At 63.4% G+C, this 18,931-nt stretch carries 21 protein-coding genes; 1 reads left to right on the forward strand and 20 read right to left on the reverse strand.

What is annotated here, in order from left to right; genetic code table 11:
• Positions 1-130 precede the first annotated feature (130 nt).
• From EIH27_RS04160 to rpsB, 8 genes are all read right to left on the reverse strand, one after another.
• A complete protein-coding gene (locus EIH27_RS04160) occupies positions 131-1,852 on the reverse strand; it encodes a phospho-sugar mutase (protein ID WP_124039681.1) in 1,722 nt (573 codons plus the stop codon).
• The gene (gene deoC, locus EIH27_RS04165) at positions 1,849-2,505 is read right to left on the reverse strand and encodes a deoxyribose-phosphate aldolase (RefSeq protein ID WP_124039682.1); all 657 of its coding nucleotides are present in this window, start codon (positions 2,503-2,505) and stop codon (positions 1,849-1,851) included. Before deoC ends, EIH27_RS04160 begins: the two co-directional genes overlap by 4 nt.
• 54 nt (positions 2,506-2,559) lie before the next feature.
• Entirely contained in the window at positions 2,560-3,270 is a 711-nt protein-coding gene (gene deoD, locus EIH27_RS04170; RefSeq protein WP_124039683.1) for a purine-nucleoside phosphorylase, read from the reverse strand.
• 70 nt (positions 3,271-3,340) lie between these two features.
• A complete protein-coding gene (locus tag EIH27_RS04175; protein ID WP_241152963.1) occupies positions 3,341-4,270 on the reverse strand; it encodes a phosphatidate cytidylyltransferase in 930 nt (309 codons plus the stop codon).
• Complete coding sequence (gene frr, locus EIH27_RS04180; RefSeq protein WP_124039684.1) at positions 4,270-4,830, reverse strand: ribosome recycling factor; 561 nt, start codon at positions 4,828-4,830, stop codon at positions 4,270-4,272. Before frr ends, EIH27_RS04175 begins: the two co-directional genes overlap by 1 nt.
• 9 nt (positions 4,831-4,839) lie before the next feature.
• Positions 4,840-5,592: a UMP kinase gene (gene pyrH / locus EIH27_RS04185; RefSeq protein ID WP_277424095.1), complete on the reverse strand. Its 753-nt coding sequence runs from the start codon at positions 5,590-5,592 to the stop codon at positions 4,840-4,842.
• An 875-nt stretch (positions 5,593-6,467) separates the two neighbouring features.
• On the reverse strand, positions 6,468-7,334 hold the full coding sequence (gene tsf / locus EIH27_RS04190; RefSeq protein ID WP_124039686.1) for a translation elongation factor Ts: 867 nt from the start codon (positions 7,332-7,334) through the stop codon (positions 6,468-6,470).
• 29 nt (positions 7,335-7,363) lie between these two features.
• Positions 7,364-8,236, reverse strand: a complete 873-nt coding sequence (rpsB, locus tag EIH27_RS04195) for a 30S ribosomal protein S2 (protein WP_124039687.1) — start codon at positions 8,234-8,236, stop codon at positions 7,364-7,366.
• Positions 8,237-8,681: 445 nt separating this feature from the next.
• Here rpsB and EIH27_RS04200 point away from each other — a divergent pair, with 445 nt between their 5' ends.
• On the forward strand, positions 8,682-9,308 hold the full coding sequence (locus EIH27_RS04200; protein ID WP_124040145.1) for a murein hydrolase activator EnvC family protein: 627 nt from the start codon (positions 8,682-8,684) through the stop codon (positions 9,306-9,308).
• Here the strand turns inward: EIH27_RS04200 and EIH27_RS04205 are convergent.
• The 12 genes from EIH27_RS04205 to rpsP all read right to left on the reverse strand — a co-directional run bounded on the left by EIH27_RS04205 (position 9,192) and on the right by rpsP (position 18,711).
• Positions 9,192-10,118: a tyrosine recombinase XerC gene (locus EIH27_RS04205; RefSeq protein WP_124039688.1), complete on the reverse strand. Its 927-nt coding sequence runs from the start codon at positions 10,116-10,118 to the stop codon at positions 9,192-9,194. The two genes, EIH27_RS04200 and EIH27_RS04205, sit on opposite strands and share 117 nt — an antisense overlap.
• A gap of 91 nt (positions 10,119-10,209) precedes the next feature.
• The gene (gene dprA / locus EIH27_RS04210) at positions 10,210-11,352 is read right to left on the reverse strand and encodes a DNA-processing protein DprA (protein ID WP_124039689.1); all 1,143 of its coding nucleotides are present in this window, start codon (positions 11,350-11,352) and stop codon (positions 10,210-10,212) included.
• On the reverse strand, positions 11,345-12,853 hold the full coding sequence (locus EIH27_RS04215) for a YifB family Mg chelatase-like AAA ATPase (protein WP_124039690.1): 1,509 nt from the start codon (positions 12,851-12,853) through the stop codon (positions 11,345-11,347). Before EIH27_RS04215 ends, dprA begins: the two co-directional genes overlap by 8 nt.
• Positions 12,850-13,233, reverse strand: coding sequence for a YraN family protein (locus EIH27_RS04220; RefSeq protein WP_124039691.1), 384 nt, complete (start codon positions 13,231-13,233; stop codon positions 12,850-12,852). The genes EIH27_RS04215 and EIH27_RS04220 overlap by 4 nt, the downstream gene beginning before the upstream one ends.
• A gap of 243 nt (positions 13,234-13,476) precedes the next feature.
• A complete protein-coding gene (locus tag EIH27_RS04225; protein ID WP_124039692.1) occupies positions 13,477-13,791 on the reverse strand; it encodes a DUF2469 domain-containing protein in 315 nt (104 codons plus the stop codon).
• Entirely contained in the window at positions 13,784-14,455 is a 672-nt protein-coding gene (locus tag EIH27_RS04230) for a ribonuclease HII (protein ID WP_338133967.1), read from the reverse strand. The genes EIH27_RS04225 and EIH27_RS04230 overlap by 8 nt, the downstream gene beginning before the upstream one ends.
• On the reverse strand, positions 14,456-15,292 hold the full coding sequence (gene lepB / locus EIH27_RS04235; protein ID WP_206424877.1) for a signal peptidase I: 837 nt from the start codon (positions 15,290-15,292) through the stop codon (positions 14,456-14,458). It lies immediately after the preceding gene.
• 101 nt (positions 15,293-15,393) lie between these two features.
• Complete coding sequence (rplS, locus tag EIH27_RS04240; RefSeq protein WP_124039693.1) at positions 15,394-15,735, reverse strand: 50S ribosomal protein L19; 342 nt, start codon at positions 15,733-15,735, stop codon at positions 15,394-15,396.
• A 119-nt stretch (positions 15,736-15,854) separates the two neighbouring features.
• A complete protein-coding gene (trmD, locus tag EIH27_RS04245) occupies positions 15,855-17,201 on the reverse strand; it encodes a tRNA (guanosine(37)-N1)-methyltransferase TrmD (protein WP_124039694.1) in 1,347 nt (448 codons plus the stop codon).
• A 2-nt stretch (positions 17,202-17,203) separates the two neighbouring features.
• Positions 17,204-17,842, reverse strand: a complete 639-nt coding sequence (gene rimM / locus EIH27_RS04250) for a ribosome maturation factor RimM (RefSeq protein WP_124039695.1) — start codon at positions 17,840-17,842, stop codon at positions 17,204-17,206.
• A 168-nt stretch (positions 17,843-18,010) separates the two neighbouring features.
• On the reverse strand, positions 18,011-18,250 hold the full coding sequence (locus EIH27_RS04255; RefSeq protein WP_124039696.1) for an RNA-binding protein: 240 nt from the start codon (positions 18,248-18,250) through the stop codon (positions 18,011-18,013).
• Positions 18,250-18,711 (reverse strand): 30S ribosomal protein S16, encoded by a 462-nt coding sequence (gene rpsP, locus EIH27_RS04260; protein WP_124039697.1) that lies wholly within the window; start codon positions 18,709-18,711, stop codon positions 18,250-18,252. Before rpsP ends, EIH27_RS04255 begins: the two co-directional genes overlap by 1 nt.
• Positions 18,712-18,931: the final 220 nt, after the last annotated feature.

Genomic DNA, 18,931 nt, shown 5'->3' on the forward strand with positions numbered 1-18,931 from the left:
GGCCCGACGCGGCGTACCGACCAATGTTTCGTTTGCCGCACCGGCCACCGCCGGCGGACCGCAACCCGCATGAGAATCGTATGGGCCCGGACCTGCCACGAACGTGGATTCCGGGCCCAGATTCAACCGACTACTTTGCCTCTGCGGGATCCGGGAGGCCCACCGCCGCGCACATGTCCGCACGCACGAGCTCCAGCCGGTGCGCCGCCGCGTCGTGTGGAACAGTCGGTCCGTTCTTCCCCGGGGAAAATTCCTCCACCGGGATATGAACTTCCAGGTAGCACTTAAGCTTCGGCTCGGTGCCGGAGGGGCGTACCACCACGCGCGAATCATCCTCGGTGAGGAATAGGAGCGCGTCCTGCGGGGGCAGCCCGAGACCGCCGTGAGCAAGGTCTACGACACGCACAACCTTCGAACCAGCTAGCCGGTCCGGTGGGGTGAGCCGCAGGCGCTCCATTCCCGCCGTGATCGTATCCAGGTGCTCCACCCGGAACGTGAGCGGGGCCGTTTGGTAGAGCCCGTAGGTCCGCGCCATCCGGTCCAACTCCTCCGCGCCGGAGACGCCGCGCGCTTTGAGCGAGGCGAACAGGGAGGCTGCCAGCACGGCCGTGGCCATGCCGTCCTTATCCCGCACATGAGCCGGATCCGGGCACGTGCCAATGGCCTCCTCGTAGCCGAAGTAGAGCCCCTCCGTGCGCCCAATCCACTTGAAGCCCGTGAGCGTGTGCGCGTAGCCCAAACCGTGGGCGGAGGCGATAGCCGATAGCAGACGTGAGGAAACGATTGAGTTCGCGAGCACGGCGCCCTTGGGCGCCTGGCCGGCAGCAAATTCGCCCAGGATTGACCCCGTCTCATCGCCGGAGAGCTGCCTCCAGCCCTCCCCTTCCGGAATCACCAAGGCGCAACGATCCGCATCCGGATCCACCGCGATAATCAGGTCCGAACCATGCGCGGAGGCGTAGGCCTTCGCCAGGTCCAAGGCGCCGGGTTCCTCCGGGTTCGGGAAACTCACCGTGGGGAAGAACGGATCCGGAATAGCCTGCTGCTCCACGATATCTACGTTGGTGAAGCCGGCCGCTTCCAATGCGCGCAGCGTCAAGTGTCCGCCCACCCCGTGCATGGGCGTGAGCGTAATACGCAAAGCCGCGCGCTCGGCCCGGGTAGCACCGCCGCGTTCCGCCAGCCCCGCCGCATCGTGTACGTAATCCTCGCGCGGATCCACCTGCCGAATACCCTCGGCAGTTTGCGGAATCTGGTCCGCAAACGGTTGGGCCGCAATTTCCCGTTGGATTTCAGCATCCGCCGGCGAGACCAGTTGTACCCCCGCGGCCGGGCCCGTGGCGACCGTGCCACCCAGGTACACCTTGTAGCCGTTGTCGCGAGCCGAATTATGGGAGGCCGTCACCATGATGCCGGCGTCCGCATCCAGCTGACGCACCGCATAGGAGGTGAGCGGGGTGGGGTTGATGAGCGGAAGGAGGAGTGCCTCCCCGCCCGCGGCCGCCACCACCCGCGCCGCTGCGTGCGCAAAATTCACGGACCCGAATCGAGCGTCTGAGCCAATCACCACGCGCGGAGCACGCGTCGCCTTTTTCCTGAGCCATGCCATGAGCCCAGCGGTTGTACGCAGTACAACGGCCTCATTGAGACGAGATTCGCCGGCACCGATTTGGCCGCGCAGTCCGGCGGTGCCAAACGCAAGAGGCCCGGCAAAGGCACGCCCGAGTTCCTCGACCGCGGATGCCATACCATCCTGTGCCGCCTCCAGTAGCCAGGTAATCTGGGCGCGCGTGGTGGGATCTGGATCATGGTCACGCCACGCCGTAGCGCGGGCAATATCCGGCGTTATCATTCTGCGGCCTCCGGTAGTCCCTCAAGAATCTTGACGGTGGCGGATACGCCCAGCCGGTTCGCCCCCGCCTCGATCATGGCTAGTGCTGCCTGTGCATCACGAATACCGCCGGATGCCTTCACGCCCATCTCCGGCCCTACCGTTTCGCGCATGAGACGCACCGCGTGGACGGAGGCGCCACCCGCCTTGTGGAAGCCCGTCGAGGTCTTCACATAATCCGCCCCCGCGTTCTTAGCCGCACGGCACACGCCCACAATCTGCTCATCGTTGAGCACAGCGGATTCAATGATCACCTTGAGAACACCCGGTACAACAGCGCGCACGGAAGCGATCTCCGCCTCCACCGCTTCGTAATCACCGGTCACGGCAAGCGCCAGGTTAATCACCATGTCGATCTCGTCGGCACCGTTTGCCACCGCCTCTGCCGCCTCAGCCGCCTTGATGGCCGGCGAATGTGCGCCTGAGGGGAAACCAATCACCGTGGCTACATGCAGGCCTGCGGGAACAGTAAGCGGGAGCATGGTGAGGGAAACGCACACGGCATACGTGTGATACCGCGCCGCTTCCTCCACGATGCGAGCCACGTCCTGCGCCGTAGCCTCCGGAGCCAGAAGCGTGTGGTCAATCATTGCGGCCACTTCGGAGCGATTCATTCTGATCCTTTCCTCCCAATTCCCAGGGGACCATGACAGGTTCCCAGGGGTCTATTACAGGGCAGCCAGCGGAAGAGCCAATTCCATCATTTGTGTGAACGCACTTTGGCGTTCCTCCGGCGTGGTTTCAGCGCCGGTTACCACGTTGTCCGAGACCGTAAAGATGCCCAGGGCCTCCGCCCCGGCTTCGGCGGCAACCGCGTAGAGTCCCGCCGTTTCCATCTCCACCGCCAGCACACCCATGGATGCCCAGCGCTGGTTAACCGTCTCATCGTGGTTGTAGAACGCATCCACGGATGCCACGTTCCCCACGTGTACCGCAACCTTGTTCTCCCGCGCGCGGCGTACGACGTCGTCAATCAACGTGAAGGAACCGATGGGCGCAAAGTCGCCGGGCAGGCGGTACTGGGAGAGGAAATTCGAGTCCGTGCACGCGCCCTGGGCCACCACGACGTCGTACAGGTTGAGATCCGTCTGGAGCGCGCCGCAGGTGCCCACGCGAACCAACCGCTTTGCGCCGAACGCGTGAATGAGTTCCCAAGCGTAGAGACTAATCGAGGGAATGCCCATGCCCGAGCCCATGACGGACACCGGCGTGCCCTGATAGGTGCCCGTATAGCCCAGCATGTTACGCACCGCGTTGAACTGGACCGGGTTATCAAGGTAGGTATCCGCGATGAACTTCGCGCGGAGTGGGTCCCCTGGAAGAAGAACCGTTTCGGCAATGGGAACGCCGTGGGGATCAATGTGCGGAGTGGATGTCATAATGTCCTTTCATCTGCGCCGATGGCGCAAGGTCTGGCGAAACCGCCGAGGTGTGAGCGAGACAATGCGCTCATAAAACTAGGGGAAGATAGATGGCCAGCAGGTAGCAGATCGGCGCCCACATCAGGATCGAATCAAGCCTGTCTAGCATGCCACCGTGACCCGGGAAAATGGAGCCCATATCCTTCACGCCCAGGTCCCGTTTGAGGAGGGATTCGGAGAGGTCCCCCACCGTGGCTGTCAGCGTAGCTGCCACGGAGAACACGACGGTGGCGGCCCACGACCATCCGAGCCACACGTGCGCGAGCACCGCGCCGACCGCGAGTGTGAGAAGCACGGAGCCCGCAAACCCCTCCCAGGACTTCCCGGGCGAGATGGCGGGCGCCATCTTGTGTTTGCCGATGAGAATACCCAGACCCCAGCCGCCAATATCGTTCGCCACCGGCATGAGGACAAGGAGCGCCACGTATGCGAGCGGGGCAGGGAACAGTGCCAATTGGAGGGCGAATGCACCGAGGAAGCCAATCCACGCCACCGCGAAGAATCCGGCCAGCACCGGTAACGTTCCGTCTCTCCGCACCGTGCATACCGCGCTAATGGCGATACCAACCGCGATCAGCGTGAGGAACGCCAATTCCAGGCCGGCCAGCCAGCCGACCAGCGCCGTGCCGGCCGCGCCCACCACACACGTCACCCAGGGGATACGAACGCCGCGGTTAAGGAAGGCACCCGCCGCCTCCCACACGCCCACCCCGATGGCGCACAGCGCGATCCCTAAAAAGATGCGCGTGTCCGCCAGCACGGAACCGGCCACCACCGCCAATAGCACAATGGCCGTCGGAACCGCCTTGGTGAGGTCTCGACCAGCGCGGGATGCCGAAGGCGCCGGCGGAGCAGGCGGATGCGGCAGAATCTGGGCGCGCAAACCACGCGCGCCGGCTTCGGGAGCCGCCGCGTGGGTGGTGGGTGCGGCACCCTGGCCGCCGGGCTGGACCGTCACTAGATCTCCAACAGGTCCTTTTCCTTGACCTCAAGCATGTGGTCAATGCGCTCCGTGGCGGCCTTGGTGAGCTTGTCCACCTCAGCTTCGCCGCGCTTCACCGCATCTTCGCCTTCGTCGCCGTCCTTCTGGAGCTTGGCGAGGGCGTCCATAGCCTTGCGGCGCACGCCGCGGACAGCGACGCGACCCTCCTCGGCCCGGTTGCGAGCCATCTTTACGTATTCCTTACGGCGCTCCTCCGTGAGCATGGGAAGGTTCACGCGCAGGTGCTGCCCGTCATCTGCTACGGACACGCCCAGGTTGGATTCCGCCAGCGCCTTCTCAATAGACTTCTTAGCACCCGGATCAAAGGGCGTGATGTTCACCGTGCGAGGCTCCGGGATGGCGATGGTGGCCAACTGTTGGAGCGGGGTGGGCGTGCCGTAGTAATCCACCAGAATGGGGTTGAACATGCCCGCCGAGGCGCGGCCGGACTGAATACCGCCAAAATCTTCACTGGCGGAGGCCTCCGCCTTGCCCATTTTTTCCCGGGCCTCGTCAATAATTTCCTGGATTGCCATGTGTTTCTCCTACTTGTCAGCCGTGACAATAGTTCCGATCATCTCGCCGCGGAGAGCCGATGTCACGTTCCCGGCTCCGGACATTCCAAATACACGCATGGGCATACCGTTATCCCGGCACAGCGCGAACGCCGCCGCATCCGCCACCTGAATACCGCGCACCAGCACTTCCTGGTAGCTGATCTCATCGAATCGCTTGGCGGTGGGATCCTTCTTCGGATCCGCCGTATAAATGCCGTCCACACCATTCTTACCCAGCAGCAGTTCATCACAGCGTAGTTCAAGCGCCCGCTGCGCGGAGACGGTATCCGTGGAGAAGTAGGGCATGCCCGCCCCGGCACCGAAGATCACCACGCGCCCCTTCTCAAGGTGCCGGATCGCCCGAAGCGGAATATAGGGCTCTGCCACCTGGGTCATTTGGATGGCCGTCTGCACGCGAGCCGGCGTACCTGCCTGCTCAATGAAATCCTGTAGCGCAATTGCGTTCATGACGGTGCCGAGCATCCCCATGTAGTCCGCGCGAGCCCGGTCCATCCCCTGTTCCTGGAGTTCGGCACCGCGGAAGAAGTTTCCGCCGCCCACCACCACGGCAACCTGGACACCCTCACTTACCGCCACCGAAATTTCATGAGCCACCCGCTGAAGTACAGCCGCATCAATGCCGACGGCACCGCCGCCAAACATTTCTCCGGATAGCTTGATGAGCACCCGGCGCACACCGTCCTCCGGCGCAAACTCGTGGGCACGGCCCTGCGGAACGATCCCTCCTACGTGATATGAATCGGTGTCCTGTTCTACAGCCACGATGCTCCCTCCGCGCTCGCTGATCATTCCTCCCTAGGTTACCAGCGCAATCCGATTCTCTGGCGTCCGTGTGCTGCGCTGCCTACCATCCGGCGTCCGGCACGTGCCTCGGGTCCCTACGCGTGAATCCGCCGACGTCGTCCGCAACGTACATGCAACGGTTTCATACCTGCCAACCCGCCCCTACGACGTCGGTCTCCACGAACGTACGGAGCTTACGTACCTGTGCTGCGCCGCTACGGCGTCGCCGGCAACGTCCGTACCTGCGTTGCACCCGCGTGGGGCGAGCGGAATGGGCTGGGCTTTAACCCATCAATGCGCGCCTACCGACCAGGCCGATTCGTCAGCTCTCGCCTTTCATCGCGGATTTCGCCGTATTCGGGAGTCCGCCTGAGCCGTTCATCGTGAATCCGACGACCTCGGTGCAGACCGGGATCAACTCGGGGCACCGACTTGCCGCAGGTCTGGACGGGTGTTCATCCGTCCAGGTGACTGCCCGTAACTGCCCGACCCCGCTGAGATGACGGAAAACTGTTCAGTGGACGGAAAACTTCCGGTTGCGACCCAGATTTCGGCCTCTAACCGGAGGTTTTCCATCAACTCAACAAAAAACCATCAACTCAGCGCCACCCGGGCGTCCACGACAGTGGACAGCATGCACCGGGCAGCCACGACACCATGCGGACACGGCACCAGCACAACCCGCCGCGATTCGACACCGGCCCGTCACCAGCCAGCCGGCCGGGGTCACTCGCGCCCTGCCCACTCACGCAGGCAAACGAAAGGGGCGACGGGATTACCCGCCGCCCCTGTGTCTCGGCTAACCGCGAGCCTTACTCGGCGTCGGCCTCGGCTTCGGCGCCCTCACCCACGCGGATGCGGGCGAAACCGGTGACAACGGCGTCGTTCTCCTTGAGGAACTGCTTCATCTGGACCTTCGGGTCACGTGCGGTGCCCTGCTCCAGGAGCACCACCTCCTTGTAGAAGCTTTCCATGCGGCCGGCCACGATCTTCGGGATGATCTTCTCCGGCTTGCCCTCAGCGCGCGTGGTTTCGGTGACGATGCGCTCCTCACGCTCGCGCACCTCGGCCGGCACGTCCTCAATTGCGAGGTAATCCGGGGACATGGCCGCAATGTGCACGGCGACGTCATGCGCCACACCGGCACCGGCGGCGTTGGTGGCCACCAGGACGCCCACCTGCGGCGGGAGGTCCGGATCAGACTTGTGAAGATAAACATCCACATGCTCGCCCTCAATGATGGCGAGGTGAGAAACGTGGATGTTCTCGTGGATAACGCCGATTTCCTCCTTGATGCGGGTGGCCATCGTGCGGCCATCCTGCTCCACCTCGAGAAGGGCATCCACGTCACTGACGCCGGACTCCACGGCGGCGCGAAGCACGTCAGCACCGAGGGCAACGAAACGGTCCGTCTTGGCAACGAAATCGGTTTCGGCGTTGACCTCAACCATGATGCCGCGCTGGCCATTCTCCGTATCAACCACCTGGGCGGCCACGAGGCCATTGGCGGCCGTGCGGCCCTCGCGCTTGGCGGCGGACTTGATGCCCGCTACGCGGAGGATCTCCTCGGCCTTCGCGGCGTCTCCGTCAGCTTCGTCGAACGCCTTCTTGACGTCCATCATGCCGGCGCCCGTCTTATCGCGCAGAGCCTTAATATCTGCTGCGGTGTACTTAGCCATTGTTCTCCTATAACTAATTCTGGTGAGGCTTAGGCCTCGGTGGATTCGGCGGCTGCTTCCGGCGCTTCGGAGGACACAGCTCCAGGAGCGGCCTCGGCTTCGGAGGCTGCCGCTTCCGGCGTGGCGGTTTCGGCTGCGGCATCCGCGGAGGCATCCTTGGAGGACTCGAGAACGTCGCGCTCCCACTCCGGCATGGCCTCGTTGTTGTTACCGCCGCGGGCCAGGAGGCCCTCCGCTACGGCGTCACCCACGATGCGGGTCAGGAGCTGGACGGAGCCGATGGAATCATCGTTGCCCGGGATCGGGTACTGGACCTCATCCGGATCGCAGTTCGTATCAAGAATGGCCACCACCGGGATGCCCAGCTTGTTGGCTTCTGCAACCGCCAGGTGCTCCTTGGGGGTATCCACCACGAAGATCGAGGTGGGCACGTGGCGCATATCGCGCAGGCCGCCGAGAGTACGCTCGAGCTTCTCCTTCTCGCGGCTCATCATGAGGAGTTCCTTCTTGGTGTTCTTGGAACCGGCCACGTCATCGAAGTCGATTTCCTCGAGCTCCTTCATGCGAGCAATACGCTTGGAGACCGTCTGGAAGTTGGTGAGCATGCCGCCCAGCCAGCGGTGATTGACGTAGGGCATACCCGTGCGCTCCGCCTGCTCCTTGATGGCGCTCTGAGCCTGCTTCTTGGTGCCCACGAAGAGGATGTTGCCGCCGCGGGCAACCGTTTCCTTCACGTAGTCATACGTCTTGTCAATCTCCGCCAGGGTGAGGCGAAGGTCAATGATGTAGATGGAGTTGCGATCCGTGAGGATGTAACGCTTCATCTTCGGGTTCCAACGCTTGGTCTGGTGTCCGAAGTGAACGCCAGCTTCAAGCAGCTGGCTCATAGTAACGACGGCCATTCGGCGGTCCTTTCTCAGGCACAGGTATCCCTGCGCATATCGGTTCTTGCTGAGCGGCAGGATTGCTACCCAGCCCTGGTGCCCGCACCGACCGTTTCTCTTTCGAGACCGATACGACCAGCGGTTATTCGGGCACGCGAAGTCAACCAGCGTGAAGCCAGTTGCTGCTTCATGGTACGTGATACGCGGGCCGGAGCGCCACCGGAATTCGCTCACTTTTCCGCGATACGACGCCGTGGGTGCACAGGTACCGGGGCGTATCCTCTATCCACAGGCCCGACGACGACGCCCGCGCTCACGTCCGTCCTTCACCAGGCTAGTGGACATAAGATTCCTCTCGCTTATAGCTGCGCTTGCCGTCCTGTTCATGCCGCTTCCTGCTGCGTCTACGAGCACTCTTCGTCACGCCGCGTCCACAGGCATCCTTCATCAGGGCCCCGTGCCGATGGACTCCGAGGTTCACGTTGATCCGAACGGGTACCTCTCGCCCACGGGTTCGGATCGGGTAACCGTGGTCCGTCCATTTGACAAACCATTGAGAAACTGGCTGCCCGGACATCGGGGTATTGACCTAGCGTTAGAGGTCACCTCGCCGGTGTATGCACCAGCAGACGGAACGGTGGTGTACGCCGGCCTGCTGGTGGACCGCCCCCTGGTGTCCATTGATCACGAAGCCGGCTACCGCACCAGCGCGGAACCAGTTTTCCCGCTGGTACAGCGCGGCGAACATGTGCACCAGGGACAGGTCATCGGCTACCTGGTGGCCGGCCACACCGAGGAAGGCCCAAGTGTTATTCACTGGGGTGCCCGATTGGACGGGGACTACATCAACCCGCTTTGGCTCCTCCAACGGCGCAAGCTACGGCTGTACGGCGCTGGAGATTCGGCCCCGGGTGCCTCAGGCGCGCGGGTAAGCCACCGAGCGAGCTCACCGGGACTTTTGCCTCAATGTAACTCAGGCGCGCGGGTGAGCCTGCGTGAAAGCGGCTCGGAGCCGGTCCGCCGTTACATGGGTGTACCGCTGGGTGGTGGCCAGACTGGAATGCCCAAGAATCTCCTGTACCGTGCGTAGATCCGATCCACCTTCAAGCAGGTGTGTGGCTGCCGAATGTCGTAAATCATGCGGCCCGATATCCGGCACTCCTGCCGCCGCAGCCAAACGGTGCACCACCGCACGGATGGCACGCGGCCCCACTCGATGTCCCTTTGCGCCGAGAAAGAGTGCGACGCGTGCATCAGCATCCGTCGAATCAACAAGCGATTCGCGCACCTCGAGGTAGCGCGCAATCGCGCGGCCGGCCGGCCGGCCGAAGGGCGCAATGCGTTCCTTGTTGCCCTTACCAACCACGCGCAGTGTGGAGTCAGGGCGAACGGAGGTGAGATTGAGAGCGCATAGTTCGCTTACACGCAGTCCGGAGGCATAGAGCATCTCGAGTGCAGCCCAGTTGCGCGTATCAATAGCTGTCCCCTCTCGCGCACGTTGATGAGCGAAATTGAGGAGCGTGGCCGTCTGCTCCTGGGTTAATACGTGCGGAAGGGTGCTGGCGCCTTTCGGCGCCTTGAGGCGGGCGGCCGCATCCTGCTCGCTATAGCCGGCCCTATAAAGCCAGGACGAAAATGTACGAATGGCCGCCGAGTGACGAGCAAGCGACGTGAGCGCCTGACCCTCGGCCCGCGACCGAGCCAACCAGGTGCGAATATCCGCCAACTCAAGATGCGTGAGATCCAGTGGCCCATCCGGCGTGGCACCCACCTCCCCGGCTAGGAAACTAAGGAGGGAGGCAGCTTCTTCCTCGTATGCACGCACGGTATTGGCTGAAAGTCCGCGCCGCAGCGCCAGTTCACGGCGGTAAGCGGCCAGAATCTCTTCCGATGTGTGCATGCGTCCACCCTAGTGCGGCGTCTCGGCGCTCAGTGATACGCCACTTCGCGAATCGAGAGCGCCAGACGGCCCGCCCGTAATAGCCCGGTCATTACGAATGACGGACCAGCCGCCAGTCACCCGCCTGCTGCTCAGCAATGCCGGCCATCTCCAACCTTCCCAACCCCACCAGCGTCTCCTGCGGACTGAGCCCCGCCGTGGTAGCGATGCGTCCGGCCGCGGCGGGGCGTACAGCCGGCAGAGCATCCCGTACTCGCACCGCGAGCACATCCCCCGCCATGGGATCACTGAGGGAAAGCGCGAGCTGGGCGGGAGAGGTATCACTGCGCGGCACACCCAGCAATTCAATGAAATCCTCCGATGAGCTGAGGCAGATGGCGCCCTCGCGGAGGAGACGCAAGCATCCGGCGGAATGGGGTGCCGTTATGGGGCCGGGGACAGCGCCCAGATTAATGCCACGTTCCAGCGCATGATGCGCGGTGGAAAGGGCTCCGGATCGATAGGCCGCTTCCACCACGGCCACACCGGCGCCGAGGGCCGCAATAATCCGATTTCGGGCCAGAAAGCGGTGCCGGTGCGGGGCTGCACCAGGAGGTGATTCGCTCAGTAGCAGCCCGCCAGAGTCCAAGATTTCCTTAAATAACCCTCGGTTCGAGGCGGGATAGGGACGGTCCAACCCGCAGGCCATAACGGCAATAGTGCGTCCGCCGGCGCGGAGCGCGCCCGTGTGCGCGGCCGCATCAATACCCACCGCCCCGCCGGAGACGACACTCATGCCGCGCTCCGCCGCAGCGTAGGCAAAATCAAGCGCCACTCTTGTTCCATAGGCGGTGGCAGCACGGGACCCCACCAGCACCCCGCACGGGGCGTCAAGCGCAGCCACATTGCCCCGGTACCACAGGCCAAGCGGCATCGTCCCGTCAAGGCGGCCCAGTCCGGGCGGAAATTCGCCGGGGTGGAGGAATCCGGTGTCAGCACCCATGAGGAAGTGATCCATGGCAGCGGTGGATATGCCATCTAACCGGTTTCGCCAACGTGCTAGCGCCCGCTGTGATCCTGTCGTGTCCACGCCCGGTAGTTCGCCGGTGCGTTCTTTGATACCGCGGAGGGCACCCGCACTGGTCACCGCTCGGGTCGCGGCTACCGCATAGGTATCTTCGCCTTCGGCAATGGCCGTCCAGATCATGGCTGCGCGCCGCTCCTCCTCGGAAATCTCCCGGGACGTGCTAGTCATTGTTCACTCCCATCACTCGCATCGTGTAGGCCAGGTCAAAATCATCCGAGCGCGGTGCGGAGTGTCCCACTAGATCGGCTACGGTCCAGGCGGCGCGCAGTAGCTTGTCCACCCCGCGGGCGGAAAGCGCACCGGTCGTGAGTGCGCGCCGAATGGCCCGTCGCATCCCCGCGGGGACCTCGGTGTGACTACGCAACCATTCCCCGGGCGTGTGCGCATTCGTATCCCAGGCTTCTTCGCTAAACCGAGCTGCCTGGCGCCGGCGTGCGGCCTCCACCCTTGCCCGCACCGCCGAACTGGGCTCGCCTGCCGGGCCGGTTAATTCGGCTGCGCTAGGACGCCGAAGCCGCACCTTGAGATCGAAGCGATCCATGAGTGGTCCGGAAAGCCGCCCCCGGTAGGCACGTAGTGACGCGGGTGAGCAGGTGCACCCGCCGTCGAATAGCTTCCCGCAGCGGCACGGGTTGGCCGCGCCAACGAGTTGAAACCTGGCGGGAAATACCACCGCCGTGCGGGCACGGGAAATGTGCACTCGTCCCGTCTCCATGGGCTCGCGAAGTGCTTCGAGGGCGGCGGGAGCAAATTCTGCCAGCTCGTCCAGAAACAGGACACCATGGTGGGCACGAGAGATGGCGCCGGGACGCGGAGAGCTCCCGCCGCCCACCAACGCAGCGGCCGAGGCGGTGTGGTGTGGATCCGCGAACGGCCGCCGCGTGGGAAGCCGACCATCAAAGCTACCCAGCAGCGAACGAACGGCGGCCACCTCAATGCCCTCCGAGTGCGTCAGCAGCGGCATTATTCCGGGGAGACGTACCGCCAGCATGGACTTTCCCACCCCGGGCGGACCCACCATGAAAAGGTGGTGTTCGCCTGCGGCCGCCATTTCGAGAGCTAGGCGTGCCTCCGCTTGACCGCGCACGTCTGCCAGATCAGGTTCCGCCGTGGGCTCCGGCTCCCCCACCGCCCCGATCTCCTCGCACGGCGGCACCGGATTCGCCCGCACGCCAAATGCGCGTGCCACCTGGGTAAGGTGCCAAACCCCGCGTACCCGGCTCCTCGCCAGTTCGGCTTCGCTCACCGCCTCTACCGGGACCACCGCGCCCGTGAGGCCACGGTGGATGGCACCCAGGCAGGCGGGAAGCACACCTCGCACGGGCCGTACTGAGCCATCCAGGCCGAGTTCTCCGAGCACAATGCTGTTTGGCGGACCGGCATGCCCGGCGAGCGCAGCGAGGATGGCACAGGCAATACCTAGATCAAAGGCGGTGCCGTACTTGGGAATATCCGCCGGGGATAGATTCACGGTGATTCGCGTATTCGGGAAATCGATGCCCGAGGCGGCAAACGCCGCACGGATACGCTCGCGTGACTCTGAGACGGCTGTATCCGCTAAACCAACGATCGAAAAGGTGGGAAGTCCCGGTAGTAGCGCGGCCTCAATTCTCACGGGATGGCCCTCGATACCCACCACGCTGGCCGCCGTGGCAATACCAAGTTTCATATCCGCCACACCATGTTCACGGTGGTCGCGCCCTGCTGCACGGTGATTGCACACAGGTCAACCGCGATCTCTGGAGCATGCCGGCCAGCTTCCACCAGCCATATGCACAGTAGCTTGCGTAGCCGCGCTCGCTTTTGAGGAGAAATTGCCTGAAGCGCGGGAACCCGGCCGCCCAGCCGGCGGGTTTTCACCTCCACGGCGTGGATCGATTGCGCGTCCGCGCACACAATGTCCAATTCACCCCATCGGCACCGCCAATTACGTGCCAGCACGGTGAAACCGTGCTCCTCCAGGTAACGCGTGGCGATCTCTTCTCCCCACGCGCCAAGTGTGCGGCCGGTGGCGTTGGGTGCCAGTACCGGCGGGTCTGTTTCTCTCATGCGCCCAGCATCGCGCCGACCGCCACATTCTGCAGCAGCGGGTTTTCGCCCTGTGGATTACTTTCGCACGCTAAAACCTGTGCACCGACGCCGAGACGCGCACGCTAGCGACGTCGTACCCGAACGCCGGCAGGTCCCTGCGCCCGTAACCCCGGTCCACCGAACGCGCACCGAGCGAGAAATCCTGCGGCGCCCATCTCGGTAGCTCAAACTCCCGCTTACTCGGGTAGCTCAAGCGCCCATCTACTCCGGTAGCTCAAGCTCCCGCGTGATGTCGGTCTGATTGAGTTCCTCCACGTTGACGTCCTTAAACGTCACCACGTGGACGGATTTCACAAACCGCGAGGTACGGTACATGTCCCATACCCAGGCGTCTTTCATCGTGACGTCAAAGAACACGTCCCCGCCCTGGGAGGAACGGATGGTGACATCAACGTCGTTCGCCAGGTAGAAACGACGCTCTGTCTCCACCACGTACTTGAAAATCTTAATGACGTCCCGGTACTCGCGGAAAAGTTTGAGCTCCTGGTCGGCTTCGTACCCGTCAATATCACTCATGCGTACTCCTCCGTGTGGGCAGATGCCACGAGATCCGGTGATGGGGGCTGGGCCCGAGCGCATCAAGCGCCTCAACGTGCTCTCGAGTGGCGTACCCCTTGTTCTTCGCCCAATGGTAGCCAGGATATGCCCTGTCCAGTTCGGTCATGATTGCGTCTCGCGCCACCTTCGCCACCACACTGGCTGCGCTCACCAGCGCGCAGCGCGCATCCCCCTTGACCTGCATGGTGACGGGGAGTTGCGGAAGCACCGGCGCCGGGCTCTCCTCACTCCACCAATTATGGGAGCCGTCCAGCAGAATGAGCGTGGGGGCGTTGCCGCGTGCGGCAAGCTCGGTGAATGCCCGCTGCGCCGCTAGCCGAAGTCCACCAATAATCCCGTGCGCGTCAATTTCATTGCTATCCGCGTGCCCTACGGCAACGTCCTCCACCCACGTCTTAATCTTCGGCACCAGGGCCTCACGTCGCCGCGCGGTCAGCTGCTTAGAGTCCGCGAGTCCGGCGGGCAGTGGTCGATCAAACCCCGCGCGCATAATCGCGATGCCTACGCTTACCGGGCCAGCGATGGGACCGCGCCCCACCTCGTCGACGCCGCCCAGCACGGCACCGTTCGGTGCGGCCGCAAGTAGGTTCCGTTCGAGTTCTAGTGTTGGTGGAATACGCACTTAATTCCCCACATCGGCGAAGGCGGACGTGTAGTCAGGGATTTTCCCGGCGCGGTCCAGCGGCGAGAAAATGAAGAAGGCCCGGCCGGTGATGTTCTCCGCCGGCACAAAACCGTTACCCGTCTCCGCCTGGTGCCAGCGCGAATCCTTCGAGTTGGAGCGGTTATCTCCCATCACCCAGTAGGAGTGGGCGGGCACGGTGACACTGAATTCCTGCAGCGAGGGGGCCATGCCCGGGGCAAGGTAGGGTTCCGTGATCTCCTTGCCATTCACCTCGATCTTGCCGTTGATGGAGCAGCAGGAGACGGTGTCACCGCCCACGCCAATAATGCGCTTGACCAGGTACTCCCCATTATTCGCGGGCAGTACCCCGATCGTTTCCAGTACGCGCGTGGCGCCGCGCTGGAACGGCGTGTACTGGCGTTCGGTGCCCTCCAGCCAGCCGCCCGGATCCACAAACACCACCACGTCCCCGCGGCGCAAATCCTTCTCCCCCGCGGCCTGTCGGTTAACGAAGAACTTATCCCCGGGGATCAGCGTGTTTTCCATAGAGGCCGACGGCACGTTAAACGCCTGCACCAGGAACGTCTTAATAAGAGTGGATACCACCAGAACCGCCACCACAATTCCAAGGATCTCGAGCACCCCCACCCACCACGGGCTCTTTTTGAGCGCCTTGGGGGCACCTTTACGCCAGTCCGTATATTTTTTGGGCGCAAACGACGGCGGCACCTCACGCGAGCGAAGATCCGCCCGCGCATCGGCGTCGTAACTAACACTCTTAGAAGCAGATACGGGAGGATTTGGACCTTCTACCGGCGTTCCGTCATTCCTCACCCTGCAGCTCCGTTCTGGCGTTCCACTGCGCCCATAGTACAGAAAAAGGTTCCGCCCACACTGGACGGAACCTGAACCGCGCCCCTTGCGGGCAGGATCGCCTAGCGGCGCTCCTTAATCTTCGCGGCCTTCCCGTGGCGATCGCGCAGGTAGTACAGCTTGGCGCGGCGCGCCTTGCCGTGGCGAAGCACCTCGATGGATTCGATGGCCGGGGAGTGCAGCGGGAACTTACGCTCCACACCCACCCCGAAGGACACCTTGCGCACGTCGAACGTGGCGCGAATGCCGTCACCCTGGCGGGCGATTACCACACCCTGGAACGCCTGGGTACGCGTGTTATTACCTTCAACTACCTTGACATTCACGCGCACCGTGTCACCGGCGCGGAACTCCGGAATATCAGTGCGGAGCTGGGCAGCATCCACAGAATCGAGCGTCTGCATGTTTCTTCTCTTTCCGCCCCTGCGCGCAGGTCAGAAGCAGTTAGTTTCGAATAGGTCTCGCTGATACGTAACCCCCTGCGGCAGGTCATACGCATTGGAATAGCGAGGAAGCCCCATAATTATGCCACACGAAGAGGACGCGCCATCACCACGTCGGAGTTACGCTCCTCACCCACGAGGAACTCCCGCGTAGTCACCTTCTCGAACCCCGCCTTCCGGTAGGCGTGCTGAGCCCGGCGATTACCGGCATTGGTTCCCAGCCACACGACGGGACGCGGGTAATCCGACGTCGCCTCATCCAGGCGCGCGAGCGTTGCGTCCATGAGCCACGCGGTAGCTCCGGTGCCGCGGTAGGCGCGGTCCACGTACACCTTGGAAAGTTCCACCAGCGGTCCGTCCCTCTCGACGACGCCGTCCGGGGCACCATCCTCCGCGCCCGCCACCCCGTTTCCCTCCGGTAGTAGCGCAAGCGTGTATCCCGCCGGGCGTCCGCCAGAAATAAGCACCGTGGTCACCCAGTGGGGATCCGCAAGGTATTCGGCGAATGCCCGCTCCGAGAGGTGCTCATTAATAAAAGCGGCGATGGAGGCGGGCGACATTGCCGGCGGGCAGGCGTCGGGGAACGTGCGCGCGGCAAGAGCAACAAGAGCGGGCACATCGCTGGCGCTGGCGGGCCGAACTTCGGCGCGTTCTGGATGGGGGGCGCTCTTTGGTACCAGGTAGCCGAGGCTGGCCAAATACCGGCGATCCTTCTTGTCCAGCGTGGCGGCGTCCAGGGCGGCGATCATCTCCGGACGCCGCTCCACCGTCCGGTCAAGGGCGCGGTCGCGGCGCCACCGGCGCGCCGCACCGTGGTCCCCCGACGTCAGTACGGAGGGAATGGTCAGGCCACGCCATTCTTCAGGTCGCGTATACACGGGATACTCGAGCAGGCCGGCCTCAGAGAAGGATTCCTCCACCAGGGACTGGGCATTTCCCACCACGCCCGGAATCAGCCGCCCCACGGCCTCCACCAGCGCAACGGCAGCAATCTCGCCACCATTGAGTACGTAATCCCCCAGCGAGAACTCAAACACTTCGGCCTGCCCCGCGTAATGCTGCGCCACCCGGGCATCGATGCCCTCGTAGCGCCCGCACGCGACAATCACCTGATCCGCATGGCTCAGGTCCTCGCAGGCGCGCTGGGTGAGTGGTGTGCCGGAGGGGGTGGGAATAGCAAGGACCTGCCGGCCGCTCCCAGCCCGGAGGGCCGTGTCAATCGCCTTACCCCAAATGTCCGGCCGCATCACCATACCGGCACCGCCACCCGCCGGCGTGTCATCAACGGTGCGATGCGGATCGGTGGTCCAGTCGCGCAGGTTATGCGCGTGAATATCCAGCAGGCCGTGCTCGCGTGCCTTCCCTACGAGGGAAAGCTTCAGTACGTCGAAAAATTCGGGGAATACCGAGATGAGGTCGAAACGCACCGTTACCTCTCCTCGCTAGGACGCGTGCGAATCTCATGCTGTGGGGACGCCGCCGCCCCACCTCGAGCGGCGTCCTCACCGGCGTTCATGTATTGCGCGTTGGACTCAGACGCATCCGGCGGCTCAATCTCCAACTCATCCTCGGAGAACAATCCCGGCGGCGCATCAATTACCACGCAGTTATCCGCAATATCTACATCGGTGACGATGGCCTTGACGAAGGGAACACGTGCAATTTTCCCGTCCGGTTCACGCACCACCAGAATGTCCTGGGCCGCCCCAAACTCCAGTCCACTCACGGTACCGAGCGTGTATCCCTCCGGATCCAACGCCTCCAGGCCCACCAGTTCGGATTCGTAATAGGCGTCCTCCTCGGGCTCCTCCTCGTTCGTCTCCACCACAAGGTCCGTTCCTCGGAGTGATTCGGCGGCCGTACGGTCCCGGCACTCGGCAAATTGAACAAAGAGTCCGCCCTTATAGGAGCGTGTACGGGCGATGGTGAGGGGCCCGTTTTCCGCGGGATCCGTTTCCAGCGTGTTTCCCACCTGGAAGCGCACCTCGGGCGAATCCGTGCGGACGGTAAGGCGCACCTCCCCCTTCAGGCCCTTCGCCGCACCGATGGTTGCTACAACTACCTGCATGGTTCCTCCTTCGGGCGATCCCGTACCCTATCCCGTTCCGCATCGGCATTTCGCTGACGCCTGCACGTTGACCGAACGCCTCCTGCCCGGTCGCCACGCATACGCGGCCGAACCCGTGACAAGCGGATATAACAAAGGGGCCGGCACCCGGCCGGCCCCTTGAAACTACTAGTCCTGATCGGTTTCCACCACGTCCACGCGAACGCGTGTTCCACCGCCCAGCGCATTCATGACGCTTCGCAGCGCCTTCGCCGTGCGACCCGAACGGCCGATGACGCGCCCCAGATCATCCGGATTCACCCGAATTTCCAGGAGCTTGCCGCGTCCGTTTGGCTTCTCAGTGATATCCACATCCTCGGGGAAGTCCACGATGCCGCGGACTAGATGCTCAAGCGCCTCGCGAAGCATTAGGCCTCGGCCTCTGCATCCGTGGCCGCTTCAGCCGGAGCCTCTTCCGCCGCCTTAGCGGCTTCAGCTTCCGCCTCAGCCTTTGCCTTCGCGGCAGCGGCGCGACGCTTCTCAGCCGCGTCCTGCACCTTCTGCACGGCCTCGGCACGCTCGGCCTCCGTATCCACGGCCGCCGCGACCTTAAGGTGGCCCTCGGCACCCGGGAGACCCCGGAACTTCTGCCAATCACCAGTGATCTTCAGCTGGGTGAGCACAGCATCCGACGGCTGAGCACCCACGCCCAGCCAGTACTGAGCACGCTCAGAATCAATGCGGATGATCGACGGATTCTGGTTGGGATCGTAGAAGCCGATCTCCTCAATCACGCGGCCATCGCGCTTCTTGCGCGAATCCACTACCACGATGCGGTACTGGGCCGCACGGATCTTACCCATGCGCTTCAAACGAATCTTAACTGCCACTGTTGTGGTCTCTCCTGAATCTATAGGGATGGACCGCGCGAGTACGGTGGGAGACGCCCCGCAACGTTCCGTGAACAAACGAGCGGCCGGTTGAGAGGGACCCGCCACCTCGAAGTACAACTGGCTATTATGCCATGCTCCGGCGGACCTCTCTAGGAATGTAGGTGAGTCTCCAATCACCCGGCATCGCGCGTGCGATGCCCAGCACGGTCCCTACCAC

It is taken from the genome of Neoactinobaculum massilliense, from assembly GCF_900604955.1.
Taxonomy (GTDB): Bacteria; Actinomycetota; Actinomycetes; order Actinomycetales; family Actinomycetaceae; genus Neoactinobaculum; species Neoactinobaculum massilliense.